This window comes from Candidatus Neomarinimicrobiota bacterium, from assembly GCA_021157965.1.
Taxonomy (GTDB): Bacteria; Fidelibacterota; Fidelibacteria; order Fidelibacterales; family Fidelibacteraceae; genus Fidelibacter.
In genome coordinates this window covers 1-12,366 of sequence record JAGGVO010000048.1, presented here as the reverse complement: position 1 = coordinate 12,366, position 12,366 = coordinate 1, and the positions used below count along the sequence as shown (strand labels likewise).

28 protein-coding genes are annotated in these 12,366 nt (G+C 46.8%); all 28 read right to left on the bottom strand.

The features are described 5' to 3' along the window. Window positions 1–9: 9 nt before the first annotated feature. A complete protein-coding gene (gene rpsK, locus J7K63_07955) occupies window positions 10–405 on the bottom strand; it encodes a 30S ribosomal protein S11 (protein MCD6234954.1) in 396 nt (131 codons plus the stop codon). A gap of 31 nt (window positions 406–436) precedes the next feature. Further along, a complete protein-coding gene (rpsM, locus tag J7K63_07950; protein MCD6234953.1) occupies window positions 437–811 on the bottom strand; it encodes a 30S ribosomal protein S13 in 375 nt (124 codons plus the stop codon). Window positions 812–824: 13 nt separating this feature from the next. After that, complete coding sequence (gene rpmJ / locus J7K63_07945; protein ID MCD6234952.1) at window positions 825–938, bottom strand: 50S ribosomal protein L36; 114 nt, start codon at window positions 936–938, stop codon at window positions 825–827. A 10-nt stretch (window positions 939–948) separates the two neighbouring features. Next, a complete protein-coding gene (gene infA, locus J7K63_07940; protein MCD6234951.1) occupies window positions 949–1,167 on the bottom strand; it encodes a translation initiation factor IF-1 in 219 nt (72 codons plus the stop codon). Between the two features lie 3 nt (window positions 1,168–1,170). After that, on the bottom strand, window positions 1,171–1,917 hold the full coding sequence (gene map / locus J7K63_07935; protein MCD6234950.1) for a type I methionyl aminopeptidase: 747 nt from the start codon (window positions 1,915–1,917) through the stop codon (window positions 1,171–1,173). Window positions 1,918–1,929: 12 nt separating this feature from the next. Next, a complete protein-coding gene (gene secY / locus J7K63_07930) occupies window positions 1,930–3,267 on the bottom strand; it encodes a preprotein translocase subunit SecY (GenBank protein ID MCD6234949.1) in 1,338 nt (445 codons plus the stop codon). Beyond that, entirely contained in the window at window positions 3,264–3,704 is a 441-nt protein-coding gene (gene rplO, locus J7K63_07925; GenBank protein MCD6234948.1) for a 50S ribosomal protein L15, read from the bottom strand. The genes secY and rplO overlap by 4 nt, the downstream gene beginning before the upstream one ends. Next, window positions 3,701–3,904 carry a 50S ribosomal protein L30 gene (rpmD, locus tag J7K63_07920; GenBank protein ID MCD6234947.1) on the bottom strand — a complete coding sequence of 68 codons (204 nt, stop codon included), beginning with the start codon at window positions 3,902–3,904 and terminating at the stop codon, window positions 3,701–3,703. Before rpmD ends, rplO begins: the two co-directional genes overlap by 4 nt. A gap of 1 nt (window position 3,905) precedes the next feature. After that, entirely contained in the window at window positions 3,906–4,412 is a 507-nt protein-coding gene (rpsE, locus tag J7K63_07915) for a 30S ribosomal protein S5 (protein MCD6234946.1), read from the bottom strand. A gap of 21 nt (window positions 4,413–4,433) precedes the next feature. Further along, the gene (locus J7K63_07910) at window positions 4,434–4,802 is read right to left on the bottom strand and encodes a 50S ribosomal protein L18 (GenBank protein MCD6234945.1); all 369 of its coding nucleotides are present in this window, start codon (window positions 4,800–4,802) and stop codon (window positions 4,434–4,436) included. Between the two features lie 11 nt (window positions 4,803–4,813). Then, complete coding sequence (rplF, locus tag J7K63_07905) at window positions 4,814–5,353, bottom strand: 50S ribosomal protein L6 (protein ID MCD6234944.1); 540 nt, start codon at window positions 5,351–5,353, stop codon at window positions 4,814–4,816. A gap of 14 nt (window positions 5,354–5,367) precedes the next feature. Beyond that, window positions 5,368–5,760, bottom strand: coding sequence for a 30S ribosomal protein S8 (gene rpsH / locus J7K63_07900; protein MCD6234943.1), 393 nt, complete (start codon window positions 5,758–5,760; stop codon window positions 5,368–5,370). 12 nt (window positions 5,761–5,772) lie between these two features. Next, window positions 5,773–5,958 (bottom strand): type Z 30S ribosomal protein S14, encoded by a 186-nt coding sequence (locus J7K63_07895; GenBank protein MCD6234942.1) that lies wholly within the window; start codon window positions 5,956–5,958, stop codon window positions 5,773–5,775. Window positions 5,959–5,966: 8 nt separating this feature from the next. Then, on the bottom strand, window positions 5,967–6,527 hold the full coding sequence (gene rplE, locus J7K63_07890; GenBank protein ID MCD6234941.1) for a 50S ribosomal protein L5: 561 nt from the start codon (window positions 6,525–6,527) through the stop codon (window positions 5,967–5,969). A 14-nt stretch (window positions 6,528–6,541) separates the two neighbouring features. After that, window positions 6,542–6,856, bottom strand: a complete 315-nt coding sequence (gene rplX / locus J7K63_07885; GenBank protein ID MCD6234940.1) for a 50S ribosomal protein L24 — start codon at window positions 6,854–6,856, stop codon at window positions 6,542–6,544. A gap of 10 nt (window positions 6,857–6,866) precedes the next feature. Further along, window positions 6,867–7,235 carry a 50S ribosomal protein L14 gene (gene rplN / locus J7K63_07880; GenBank protein ID MCD6234939.1) on the bottom strand — a complete coding sequence of 123 codons (369 nt, stop codon included), beginning with the start codon at window positions 7,233–7,235 and terminating at the stop codon, window positions 6,867–6,869. A 20-nt stretch (window positions 7,236–7,255) separates the two neighbouring features. After that, window positions 7,256–7,516 (bottom strand): 30S ribosomal protein S17, encoded by a 261-nt coding sequence (rpsQ, locus tag J7K63_07875; GenBank protein ID MCD6234938.1) that lies wholly within the window; start codon window positions 7,514–7,516, stop codon window positions 7,256–7,258. Window positions 7,517–7,531: 15 nt separating this feature from the next. Next, complete coding sequence (gene rpmC, locus J7K63_07870) at window positions 7,532–7,729, bottom strand: 50S ribosomal protein L29 (protein ID MCD6234937.1); 198 nt, start codon at window positions 7,727–7,729, stop codon at window positions 7,532–7,534. Between the two features lie 6 nt (window positions 7,730–7,735). After that, window positions 7,736–8,155, bottom strand: a complete 420-nt coding sequence (gene rplP, locus J7K63_07865; protein ID MCD6234936.1) for a 50S ribosomal protein L16 — start codon at window positions 8,153–8,155, stop codon at window positions 7,736–7,738. 24 nt (window positions 8,156–8,179) lie between these two features. Next, the gene (gene rpsC, locus J7K63_07860) at window positions 8,180–8,809 is read right to left on the bottom strand and encodes a 30S ribosomal protein S3 (GenBank protein MCD6234935.1); all 630 of its coding nucleotides are present in this window, start codon (window positions 8,807–8,809) and stop codon (window positions 8,180–8,182) included. A 3-nt stretch (window positions 8,810–8,812) separates the two neighbouring features. Continuing rightward, complete coding sequence (rplV, locus tag J7K63_07855) at window positions 8,813–9,187, bottom strand: 50S ribosomal protein L22 (GenBank protein ID MCD6234934.1); 375 nt, start codon at window positions 9,185–9,187, stop codon at window positions 8,813–8,815. Window positions 9,188–9,206: 19 nt separating this feature from the next. Further along, the gene (rpsS, locus tag J7K63_07850; GenBank protein ID MCD6234933.1) at window positions 9,207–9,470 is read right to left on the bottom strand and encodes a 30S ribosomal protein S19; all 264 of its coding nucleotides are present in this window, start codon (window positions 9,468–9,470) and stop codon (window positions 9,207–9,209) included. A gap of 13 nt (window positions 9,471–9,483) precedes the next feature. Continuing rightward, complete coding sequence (gene rplB / locus J7K63_07845) at window positions 9,484–10,311, bottom strand: 50S ribosomal protein L2 (protein MCD6234932.1); 828 nt, start codon at window positions 10,309–10,311, stop codon at window positions 9,484–9,486. A gap of 11 nt (window positions 10,312–10,322) precedes the next feature. After that, window positions 10,323–10,646 carry a 50S ribosomal protein L23 gene (gene rplW, locus J7K63_07840; protein ID MCD6234931.1) on the bottom strand — a complete coding sequence of 108 codons (324 nt, stop codon included), beginning with the start codon at window positions 10,644–10,646 and terminating at the stop codon, window positions 10,323–10,325. Window positions 10,647–10,653: 7 nt separating this feature from the next. Then, window positions 10,654–11,283, bottom strand: a complete 630-nt coding sequence (gene rplD / locus J7K63_07835) for a 50S ribosomal protein L4 (protein MCD6234930.1) — start codon at window positions 11,281–11,283, stop codon at window positions 10,654–10,656. Window positions 11,284–11,288: 5 nt separating this feature from the next. Further along, window positions 11,289–11,912 carry a 50S ribosomal protein L3 gene (rplC, locus tag J7K63_07830; GenBank protein ID MCD6234929.1) on the bottom strand — a complete coding sequence of 208 codons (624 nt, stop codon included), beginning with the start codon at window positions 11,910–11,912 and terminating at the stop codon, window positions 11,289–11,291. Between the two features lie 3 nt (window positions 11,913–11,915). Further along, window positions 11,916–12,224, bottom strand: a complete 309-nt coding sequence (gene rpsJ / locus J7K63_07825) for a 30S ribosomal protein S10 (protein ID MCD6234928.1) — start codon at window positions 12,222–12,224, stop codon at window positions 11,916–11,918. A 14-nt stretch (window positions 12,225–12,238) separates the two neighbouring features. After that, the coding region (gene tuf / locus J7K63_07820; protein MCD6234927.1) for an elongation factor Tu at window positions 12,239–12,366 on the bottom strand (128 nt) is incomplete at its 5' end.

Sequence of the window (12,366 nt, the reverse complement as noted above, 5' to 3'; positions counted from 1 at the left end):
AAATAACTCCTAAACTCTTCGACGTTTCGGCGGACGGCATCCATTGTGAGGAATGGGTGTTACGTCCTTAATTGCGGTTACTTCCAGTCCGGCTGCAGCCAGAGACCTGATAGCCATTTCTCTTCCTCCGCCAGGACCTTTCACGCGTACTTCCACGCGGGCGAGACCCGCATCCATGGCTTCTTTTGCTGCAATTTCAGCGGCCTGTCCGGCAGCAAAGGGGGTACTTTTCCTGGATCCTTTAAAACCGGCGCGTCCGGCAGTAGCCCAGGCAATAGCATTCCCATACTGATCGGCTAATGTAATCACCGTATTGTTATATGTAGCTTTGATGAAAGCAATCCCGTCAGGATCGACTCTCAGCTTTCTCTTTCTTTTGCGTGTTGCTTGTGTTTTCTTTGCCAATTTTAGACTCCGATAAATTGGAAATTATTGCTTATGTTTTCCGTTTTTTCTTAACAGCTGCTCTTTTCTTGCCTTTCCGGGTCCGGGCATTATTTTTGGTATTTTGCCCCCTGACCGGAAGTCCCCGGCGGTGCCGGAGTCCGCGATAGCAGCCGATATCCATTAACCGTTTAATATTCATCGTTACTTCGGTACGCAAAGCACCTTCAACTTTATACTCGTCGGCAATCAGCTGACGAATAGAACTGACCTGATCTTCTGTCAGATCCTGTACACGGATTTCAGGATCAACCCCTGCTTTTTCCAGGATCTTAAGAGCCACAGGACGTCCTATACCATAAATGTAAGACAAACCCACTTTGACTTTTTTATCACGCGGTAAGTCTACGCCTGCAATTCGAGCCAAATTAACCTCCTAATTACCCTTGCCTCTGTTTGTGCTTTTTGTTTTCGCAAATGACACGTACAACACCACCCCTGCGAATAATTTTACACTTGTCACAGATTTTTTTTACTGATGCGCGAACTTTCATTTTAATCCCTTTACTTATATCGATAGACAATACGGCCTCTGGACAAATCATAAGGAGACAGTTCCAGAGTCACCTTGTCACCCGGCAAAATTTTGATAAAATGCATACGCATTTTACCTGAGATATGTGCCAGAACTTCATGTCCATTTTCCAACTCCACTCTAAACGATGCGTTGGGCAGAGTCTCCAGTATAGTTCCATCAACTCTGATAGCATTTTGCTTTGCCATATTTCACCCGTTTGTCAGAATAAGCGGTTCATTTTCAGTTACTGCAATGGTATGCTCAAAGTGAGCCGAAGCTTTCCTGTCCCGTGTGACGATGGTCCACCCATCCCGCATGGTTTCCACTTCATGAGTTCCCAGATTGATCATCGGTTCAATCGCGATTACCAGTCCGGGTTTTAATCGCATACCACGCCCCGAATGTCCATAATTTGGAACCTGGGGCTCTTCATGGAGCTTCCGTCCGATTCCGTGTCCAACCAGGGACCGGATCACCGAAAAACCTTGCCCTTCTGCATGTGTCTGAATCGCGTAGCCGATATCCAGTAAGTGATTGCCGGACACAGCCTTGCGAATGCCGATATTCAGACATTCTTCCGTGACGGTCATCAGCCGTTTCCAATCCTCAGGTATCTCACCCACGGCAAATGTCCGTGCGTGATCACCATAGTATCCTTCCACAATGGTTCCACAGTCAATACTGACTATATCACCCTCTTTCAGGATACGCGAACCGGGAATGCCATGAACAACCTCTTCATTGACAGATACGCAGAGCGTGGCAGGATATCCGTTATACCCTTTAAAACCGGGGAGCCCGTGATGGGACCGGATAAAATCCTCGGCAATCGTATCAAGTTTTGCCGTTGTTATGCCGGGTTTGATCCATTTTGAGACTTCCACGAGGGCATCATGGACGAGCTTTCCCGCTTTCCGCATGATATGTATTTCATGCTGTGACTTGTAGCGTATCATAATAAGGCCGTATTAAAAACGGCGCCGTCCCCGAAGTTTTCCGGATTTCAAAAAACCGTCATAATGGCGAGTAATCAGTTGTGATTCAATTTGCTGAAGCGTATCCAGAGCCACGCCCACAAGAATCAGCAGAGACGTACCGCCAAAAAAACTGGCCAGATCATAATCGATCTCCATAACATTCATCAGGATATAGGGGAAAATCGCCACGATGGCCAGAGCAATCGAACCGGGTAATGTTACCCGTGTGAGAATATTGTCAATATATTCTGCCGTTCGTTTTCCCGGACGGATACCGGGAACAAATCCCCCGTGCTTCTTCATATTGTCCGCCACTTCTGTGGGATTGAAAGCAATCGCCGTATAGAAGTAGGTGAAGAAGACAATTAGCAATCCAAAAACCAACCAGTAAAACCAGTGGTTAATGGAAAAGATGCGCATGGCACCCTGAATCCATTCTGCATCACCCATAAAAGTTGCGATGGTGCTTGGAATAAACATGAGGGATTGTGCAAAAATAATCGGCATCACACCGGCCGTATTCACCCGGAGGGGAATATGAGTTGATTGGCCGCCGTAGATTTTCCGTCCGACAACCCGTTTTGCATACTGAACAGGAATCTTGCGTGTCCCCTGTGTCAGAAGAATAACAAAACCGATTGTCAGAACCATGAGCCCCAGGAGGATCACTTCTGCAAAGAGACTCCTGACCCCTTCAGAAATAAGGGTGGCTTCCTTGAAAATCACGTTAGGGAAGCGGACCATAATACCGACCATAATGATCAGGGAAATACCGTTTCCGATACCTCTGTCCGTTATCTGTTCACCGAGCCACATAATAAACATAGTTCCGGTGATCAGGGTTAATACTGTCAAAAGGATAAACCCCATACCAGGATTGGGAACCACAAGCATAGGCTGAGCCGATGTGCCGGCATTCATATGCTGAAGAAAGATGGCCACGCCGTAGCCTTGCAACGCTGAGATAGCCACGGTGCCATAGCGGGTTAACTGCGTAAGTTTTTTTCTTCCTTCCGGCCCTTCCTTTTGCAGTCTCTGGAAATAGGGAAAGACAGCTCCGAGAAGCTGAATGATAATGCTCGCACTGATATAGGGCATAATTCCCAAGGCAAAGACTGTTGCTTTTTTAAAAGCACCGCCTGCGAACATATCATAAAGGCCCAGAAGTGTATTTTGGAAACTCCGGGCTGCGATACTGAGGGCTTCTGTATCCACACCTGGGAGAGGAATATGTCCACCCACACGGTAGACAACCAGAATGAGAATAGTGAACAGAATTCTCTGTCGCAATTCGTGAATCTTGAAAACGGATTTCAGACTCTGGATCATAATTCTATTGCCTTTCCGCCGGCTTTTTCGATTTTTTCTTTTGCTGTGGCACTAAAAGCATCTACAGTAATGGTGAAGGCCTTATCCACTTCGCCTACACCGAGTATTTTCACCGGTTTGTCTTCCTTTTTCACCAGTCCGTTTGCTTTCAGAACTGCTGCATTAATCTCTTCAGTTTCGAGAGTATTCAGGTCTTTCAGATTCACAATCTGAAATTCCTGGCGGAATTTATCATTGGAAAATCCCCGTTTTGGAACCCGGCGCTGAAGTGGCATCTGTCCGCCTTCAAACCAACTATAGTGTTTTGCACCGGAGCGGGATTTTTGTCCGTTGTAACCCCGTCCGGCCGTACAGCCGTTTCCGGAGCCGATGCCACGCCCGCGGCGTTTTGTATTTTTGCGGGATCCGTTCGCGGGTTTCAGTGTTGATAAAATCATGATTCTTCAACCTCCTCGACTTCAACCAGATGTGAGACCTGAGAGATCATCCCGCGGGTGGGGCCATTATCAGGAAGAAGAACGGTTTTATGAAGTTTCCCAAGTCCCATGGCTTCAATCGTCCGAGCTGTCCGTTTACGATAACCAATAGTACTTTTTATCTGAGTTACCTTAAGTTTCTTTTCTTTTTTTTTAGCCATCTCAGTTAAATACCTCCTGTACCGTTATACCCCGACGTTTGGCCACCATATAAGGATCTTCCAGTTCTGCAAGGGCATTCATGGTTGCTTTGATGACATTGTGAGAGTTGGCACTGCCGATGGATTTGGCCAGGATATCATGGACTCCTACTTGTTCCATGATCGCACGGACCGGTCCGCCGGCAATAATTCCCGTACCGGGAGAAGCCGGTTTCAACACAACACGGGCGGCGCCATAGCGACCGATCACCTCATAGGGAATAGTCCCTTTAAGCACGGGAACGCGAATGATATTCTTTTTGGCGTCTTCCCGTCCTTTATTAATGGCATCGATCACCTGATTTGCTTTTCCAAGACCTACACCGACGTGTCCATTGCCGTCCCCGACAACCACAATAGCATTGAAACGGAAACGGCGACCTCCGGTAATCACCTTGGCAACGCGATTTATCTTGACGACCTTCTCGTCCCGTAATTCCAACTCAGCAGGATTGATTGACTTTTTCAAATGCAAGACAATACTCCTTCTTTAGAATTTCAATCCGGCTTCACGACTGGCTTCTGCCAACGCTTTGACCCGACCGTGATATATGTATCCGTTCCGGTCAAAAACCACCGTTTCGATTTTTTGTTTTTTAGCAAGATTGGCAATTTGTTTGCCAATTTCCACACTCATTTCTGTTTTGGATTTGGATGCGAGTTTATCTTTATTCTCTTTGGAGCAGGAATTCGCATGGGCCAAAACCCGATTATTGATATCGTCAATAATCTGAGCGGAGATATGTCGGTTGCTTCTGAAAACAACCAGTCTGGGCCGCTCGGGTGTACCGGAAACTTTTTTTCGGATCCGTGCCTTTTTCCGGTATCGGATTTCATTTCGATTTACAATTTTTTTCATAATCCAGTCCCTTACTTCTTGATCGTCTTTCCGGCCTTCCGGTGGACAGTTTCGCCCACATAGCGTATCCCCTTACCTTTATAGGGTTCCGGGGGGCGGAAGGAACGAATCTGGGCAGCCACGGCCCCTACTTTTTGTTTATCGATGCCGGATACCGTGATGATATTGCCGCGGCCGACCTCAAAAGAGATCCCTTCCGGAGGTTCAATCAAAATCTGATGGGAATATCCCAGTGTTAAGAGTAAGTTTTTTCCCCGCAGTTCAACGGAATAACCCACACCCTGGATTTCGAGTTGTCTTGAATATCCTTCAACAACACCTGTAACCATGTTCTGAATCAAAGAACGAGTAAGTCCGTGAAGGGACTTGTGAGTCCTGGAATCAGACGGGCGGGTTACCACAATTGTATTATCCTTCAGTGCTACCATCATTTCAGGATGATAATTGAGCGTCAGTTCGCCTTTGGGCCCCTTTACAGAAAGGATTCCATCAGCGATATTCGCTTTGACATTTTCAGGTACCGGAATTGGGTTTTTACCGATTCGTGACATAAGTACTTCCCTTCTTACCAGATTTTACAAAGATACTCACCGCCGACACCCTTTTCCCGGGCTTCAAAATCGGTAAGTACTCCCTGAGAGGTTGAGAGAATTCCAATTCCAAGTCCGTTCCGGACTCTGGGAATTTCAAGGGCTTTGACATAAATCCGCCGTCCCGGCTTGCTGACCCGTTCGAGTCCGTACAAGACCGGCCGGCCGTCGCTCTGATATTTCAGGTAAAGCCGGAGCATCCCCTGTTTTCCATCCTCAACAAGGATGAAATCTTTGATGTAACCTTTTGTTTTCAAGATCAATGCAATCCGCGCTTTCAGTTTGCTTGCGGGAATTTCAACCCACCGGTGCTGAGCTGTGGATGCATTGCGAATACGTGTTAAGAAATCTGCAATTGGATCAGTCATGGATCTTCCTTTTTACCAACTTGCTTTTGTTATTCCGGGTATCTCACCCTTTAAAGCCAGTTCGCGAAAACATATACGACACAGGCCGAATTTACGGTAAACGGCTTTAGGCCGTCCGCAAATACTGCAGCGGGAATAGGCTCTTGTTGAGAACTTTGGTTTGCGCTTGGCTTTTGCTATCATGGATTTTTTTGCCATAGGAATCCTTATCCTTCTGTTTGCATGGAACGGCGTTTAAACGGGAAACCGAATGCTTTTAAAAGTTCATAACATTCCTGGTCATTTTTGGCCGTGGTTGTTATGGTAATATTCATACCCCGAACGCGGTCCACCTTGTCATAATCAATTTCAGGAAAAATGATCTGTTCTTTCAGACCGAATGTATAATTTCCAAATCCGTCAAAGGCTTTATCAGACAATCCGTTAAAATCCCGGACCCGGGGAATTGTCACGTTAATCAGTCGGTCCAGAAATTCATACATTTTTGCCCGCCTCAGGGTTACCCGTACTCCCACGGGATCACCTTCGCGAATCTTGAAATTACTGATCGCTTTCTTGGCGCGTGTCACCACAGCATGCTGACCGGTAATCATTTCAAGATCTTTGACGCAATTTTCAACCTGAGCCGGTTCTTCTTTTGCGTTCCCCAATCCGACAGTGACACTGATTTTATCCAGTCGGGGGACTTCCATGGCATTTTCATAGCTGAAAGTTTTCGTCAGATAAGGGATCACCTCTTTTTGGTACATTTCCTGTAATCTCGGAATCTTATTCATAATCCTTATTTCCCTTCATCCACTTGTTCGCCCGTTTTCTTTCCATAACGGACACGGGATCCGTCAGCAAGTATCCGTTTCCCGGTACGGGTCGCCTGATTGTCCTGCATCAGCATCACATTGGATACATGAATAGGAGCTTCTTTTTCAACGATACCGCCCTGAGGATTTTGCTGATTGGGCCGGGTGTGGCGTTTCACCAGGTTCACACCCTCAACGATAACCCGGTTTCGCACCGGGAACACTTTGAGGATTTTCCCGGTTTTCCCCCGGTCCTTCCCCGTAATGACTTTAACTGTGTCATTTTTCTTTACGTGCACGGGTCTCTCCTTACAATACTTCGGGTGCCATTGAGACAATTTTCATATACTGTCTTTCACGCAGTTCACGGGCTACGGGTCCGAAAATTCGGGTCCCGATGGGTTCACCCTGGGCGTTAATCAGTACTGCGGCATTTTCATCGAAACGGATATAGGATCCGTCCGGGCGTCCCACTTCTTTTTTCGTACGGACAATGACCGCCTGGGCTACATCACCCTTTTTGGCTGTTCCGCCGGGAATCGCCTGCTTCACAGCGACAACAATGACATCACCCACTGTTGCATACCGGCGACGTGTTCCGCCCAGGACTTTAATGCACTGGACGACTTTCGCCCCGGAATTATCGGCAACCCGCAATTTGGATTCTACTTGTATCATCTCGCAATGCCTTTCTCAGTTTAAACTTCAGGTTCACGGTCTATGATTTCAACAAGGCGCCATCTTTTACGTTTACTTAAGGGGCGTGTTTCAACGATACGAACCGTATCGCCGATTCGGCACTCGTTCTTTTCATCATGGGCCATGAACTTCACACTGCGTGTGATATACTTTCCGTAAACCGGATGTTTGATTTTTCGGCTGATCAGGACAGTCACGGATTTATCCATCTTATCGCTGACCACTTTGCCAATTCGGACTTTTTGATTTTTAGTGCTCATGCATCATCCCAGTTCTTAGCGCTTACCCAGTTCATATTCACGCAATATGGTCTTCAGTTGGGCAATTTCTTTTTTAACCTTTTTAATCTGCAGAGGATTATCAAGTTGTTGCAGGGTAAGCTGAAACCGCAAATTCATCAGTGCTTCTTCATTATCCCGCAACTTGATCACGGCTTCTTCCCGCGTGAGTTCTTTCAGTTCCGTTTTAGACAACATGATTTATCCTCCTATTTCCCGGCGTGAAACCATTTTCGTCTTGATGGGAAGTTTGTTGGAAGCAAGGCGAAAAGCCTGTTTTGCCATCTCTTCAGAAACACCTTCCACTTCAAACATGATTCGACCGGGTTTCACAACGGCTACCCAGAATTCGGGTCCGCCTTTTCCCTTCCCCATACGGGTTTCAAGCGGTTTCTTGCTCACGGGTTTGTGAGGGAAAATCCGAATCCACATTTTTCCGTGTTTTCGAACAACACGGGAAATGGCAACACGGGCGGACTCAATCTGGCGACTGGTAATCCAGGATGCTTCAAGGGCTTTCAGACCGTAATCTCCGTAGTTCACTTCAGAACCCCGAAACGCGAACCCAGTTCTGCGTCCTCTGTGCTGCCGGCGATATTTTACCTTACGAGGCATTAACATGAGAAAAAATCTCCGTTCTTCGTTTTAAATTGTGTTTACTTCACCGTTGCAAATCCAGACTTTGATGCCGATACATCCGTAACTGGTATTCGCCGTAACAGATGCATAATCAATATCGGCACGGAGTGTGTGCAGGGGTACCCGTCCTTCACGGGCAGATTCTACCCGGGCCATTTCTGCACCACCCAAACGTCCTGAACACTGAATTCTGATACCTTCAGCACCCATGCGCATTGTGCTCTGGATTGCACGTTTGATCGCACGTCTGAAAGAGACTTTTCTTTCAAGTTGCTGGGCAATATTTTCGCCCACCAGATATGCGTCCAATTCAGGTTTTTTAATCTCAACAATGTTTACCTGAACATCGGATTGTGTGAGTTTTCTAATCTCTTCTCTCAGCTGATCGACTTCTTTTCCCTTGGCGCCGATAACAATTCCGGGTCTGGATGTATGAATCGTTATGGTGATCAGCTTGGTTGTCCTTTGAATCTCTACCTTGGAGACACCACCTTTTGAGAGTCTTTTGGATATATACTTCCGAAGCATAAGGTCTTCAGACAGTTTTCCGGCAAAATTTCTCTCGTCAAACCAGTTGGATAACCAGCTTTTGGTGATACCAAGACGGAATCCGTAGGGATGTGTTTTCTGACCCAATCTCTACTCCTTTTTTGTCGATGCCGTTTCAGCTGTTTCAGGCAGGCCAACTTTTACTGTCACGTGGCTGGACCGTTTGCGAATAAGATAAGCCCTCCCCATGGATCTGGGTTGAATCCTGCGGGTGATCGGTCCTTTATCCACATACGCTTCCCTTATCATCAACTCTTCAGGGTTGACTTTACTTCCTTCATCCGAGTCGATATAATTGGACACTGCCGAACGAATGGTCCTTTCCACAATTTTGGCCGCTTTATTCGGCAAAAAATGAAGGATATTCAGTGCATGGTCCACACGTTTTCCACGGACCAGGTCCAGCATCGGCTTGATTTTCTTTGTACTGTGATGTACATATTTATTTACTGCGCGTGCTTCCATCATGTACCTGTCTTATCAGTTATTTTTTCTTATCATGCCCGCGATATGTCCGCGTCGGGGCAAATTCGCCTAACTTATGTCCTACCATATTTTCCGTCACATAAACCGGAATGAATTTCATCCCGTTATGAACAGCAAAGGTATATCCCACGAATTCCGGCGATATGGTGGATCTCCGAGCCCAGGTTTTGATAACCTTTTTCTTGCCGGTCTCGGACATGGCCTTGATTTTCGCCAAAATTTTTTCATCAACATAAGGACCTTTTTTCAGTGATCTTGCCATGTTTTACGGTTCCTTATTTTTTACGCCTGGCCACGATATATTTATCGCTGGCTTTGTTCTTTTTACGTGTTTTATAACCTTTGGTCGGTTTACCCCAGGGAGTTCTGGGATGACCGCCACCGCTGGTTCTTCCTTCACCACCACCCATAGGATGGTCGATGGGATTCATGGCAACACCCCGTACTTTCGGGCGCTGTCCCATCCAGCGTTTACGTCCGGCTTTTCCCAGTGAAATGTTGGCATGCTCTTTATTCCCGATTTCTCCTACTGTAGCATAGCACCTGTCCAAAATCATTCTCATTTCACCAGAGGGGAGTTTCAAGGTTACATATTTTCCCTCTTTGGCCATGATTTGAGCAGCAGCACCTGCCCCACGGGCGATTTGTCCACCCTTGCCGGGCTTCATTTCAATATTATGGACAACCGTACCGGACGGGATTTTAGATAGCGGCAGAGAATTCCCCACTTTGATTGCTACATCCTCACCGGATACCACTTCATCCCCAACCTTGAGCCCCATAGGTGCCAGAATGTAGCGCTTTTCACCGTCAGCATACTGCAAAAGAGCAATATCGGCTGACCGGTTGGGATCATATTCCAGAGCCACGATTTTAGCTGGAATGTTGAATTTGTTCCGTTTAAAATCAATAATTCTGTATTGTCTTTTTTGACCGCCCCCCCGTCTGCGGACACTGATACGGCCTTTATTGTTCCTGCCCCCTGAAGAAGGATTTGCTTTTAAAAGCATTTTTTCCGGTTCCTTCTTTGTCAAATGGCTGAAATCCAGCGTCGTCTTTGTCCGTAATCCGGGTGTATGCGGTTTGTACGTTTTAATCGGCATAGATCTTTTCCTTAAACAGCAGTTTCACCTTCAAACAGGTCAATTCGTTCGTCAGGACGCAGGGTTACTATGGCCTTTTTCCAGTGAGCTCTCCGTCCATTGGTCCGGATTACTTTGCCGCCACTGCGTACCGTCTGAGTTTTTGATTTGCCTTTCAGTCTCACGACGGCCACTTTCTCTACGTGAACGTTGAAACGTTTTTCTACTGCATTTTTTATGGTCATTTTATTTGCAGCCATATCGACTTTGAAAGCGTACTTGCGTTCCGTTTCAGACAGATATGTCATTTTTTCCGTGAGGAGTGGCCTGAGAATCACATGTCTTTCTTTTTCCACCTTACACCTATGCTTTCAATAATGTGTTCAGTTTCTCGGTGGCACTCTTTTCCATCAAAAGCACGTCACAATCGAGAATGTCAAAGGTTGATACCCGTTCCACAGGAATGATGTACACATTGGGAACATTCCGACTTGCCAGATACAATTCATCAGAAATTTCTTCCACAAGAATTGTCAGTTTCTTATCGGCAAGTTTCAGGTTGTTCAGTAATTCAACAAATTCCCGGGTTTTGGAGGTTTCCACTTTGATTTCATCCACCACAACTACCCGTTCATTTTTCAGCATTGTGGATAAGGCACTGCGTCTGGCAAGACGTCGGACCTTTTTATTGAGCTTTTGTGTGTACAGATGAGGTCTGGGAGCAAAGGCTTTACCACCGCCGACCCAGACGGGAGAACGATTACTTCCGGAACGGGCCGTTCCGCGTCCCTTTTGACGCCAGGGTTTCCGACCACCTCCGCGGACTTCACCCCGGGTCTTGCCCTTGTGAGTCCCCTGTCTCATGTTGGCCAATTCTGCCTGGACAGCTGCATGCATGCAGTGTTCATTCGGTTCAATACCGAAAACGTCCGGCGAGAGTTCCACCGTTGAGTTTAAGGGACTTCCGTCATTTTTCAGCATTTGTATTTTCATGTCCGTCAATCCTCTAACTTCGTAATGCGGATGATCCCGTTTCTCGCGCCTGGAACACTGCCTTTGATCAGCAACAGGTTCTTTTCCGTGTTCACTTCGACGACTCTCAGATTCCGGATGGTGACTGTCTCATTTCCCATCTGTCCGGCCATGCGCATCCCTTTCCACACCCGGGAGGGTGATGAACTGGCACCGATCGAACCGGGAGCTCTGAAACGGTCGCTCTGACCATGAGTTTTCGGTCCGCCGCGGAAACCGTGACGCTTAACGCCACCCTGGAATCCTTTTCCCTTGGATGTGCCGGTAACGGCGACAACATCCCCGGGTTTGAAGATATCCACGGTAATTTCTGAACCGGTTTTCAGTCCGTCCGCTTCAAAATCACGAAACTCTTTCAATATTCTGAGCGCTTTACCGCTCTTTTTCAAATGCCCAAGTCTGGGCTTATTCAAGACTTTTTCCCGGGCTTCTTCAAAACCAAGCTGTACTGCATTGTATCCGTCTTTTTCCTGCGTTTTAATCTGTGTTACATAACACGGACCCGCTTCAATGACGGTTACGGGAATATTCTTGCCGTACTGGTCGAAGATTCGGGTTAATCCGATTTTTCGTCCTATGATTCCGTTCACCGTTTATACCTTTATCTCTATATCAACACCTGCGGGTAAATCCAGCTTCATCAGTTCATCAATGGTTTTTGTGGTTGTATTCAATATTTCCACGATCCGTTTATGAACCTTCATCTGGAACTGTTCACGGGATTTCTTGTTCACATGGGGTGAACGAAGAACCGTATAGACTGATTTGCGGGTTGGCAAAGGAATGGGGCCGGCAATAACGGCTCCGGTTGCCTTGGCCCGCTGGACAATCTTTTCCGTGGATTTATCCAACAGGTTATGATCGTATGATTTTAATGCTATTCGTATTTTTTGTCCTGCCATGATGGTCTGCTTTCCTATTCAATAATGTCCGTCACAACGCCGGCACCCACGGTCCGTCCGCCTTCACGGATGGCAAACCGAAGTTCTTTTTCCATGGCGATGGGGACGATCAGTTCCACCGTAAAGGTGATCTTGTCACCCG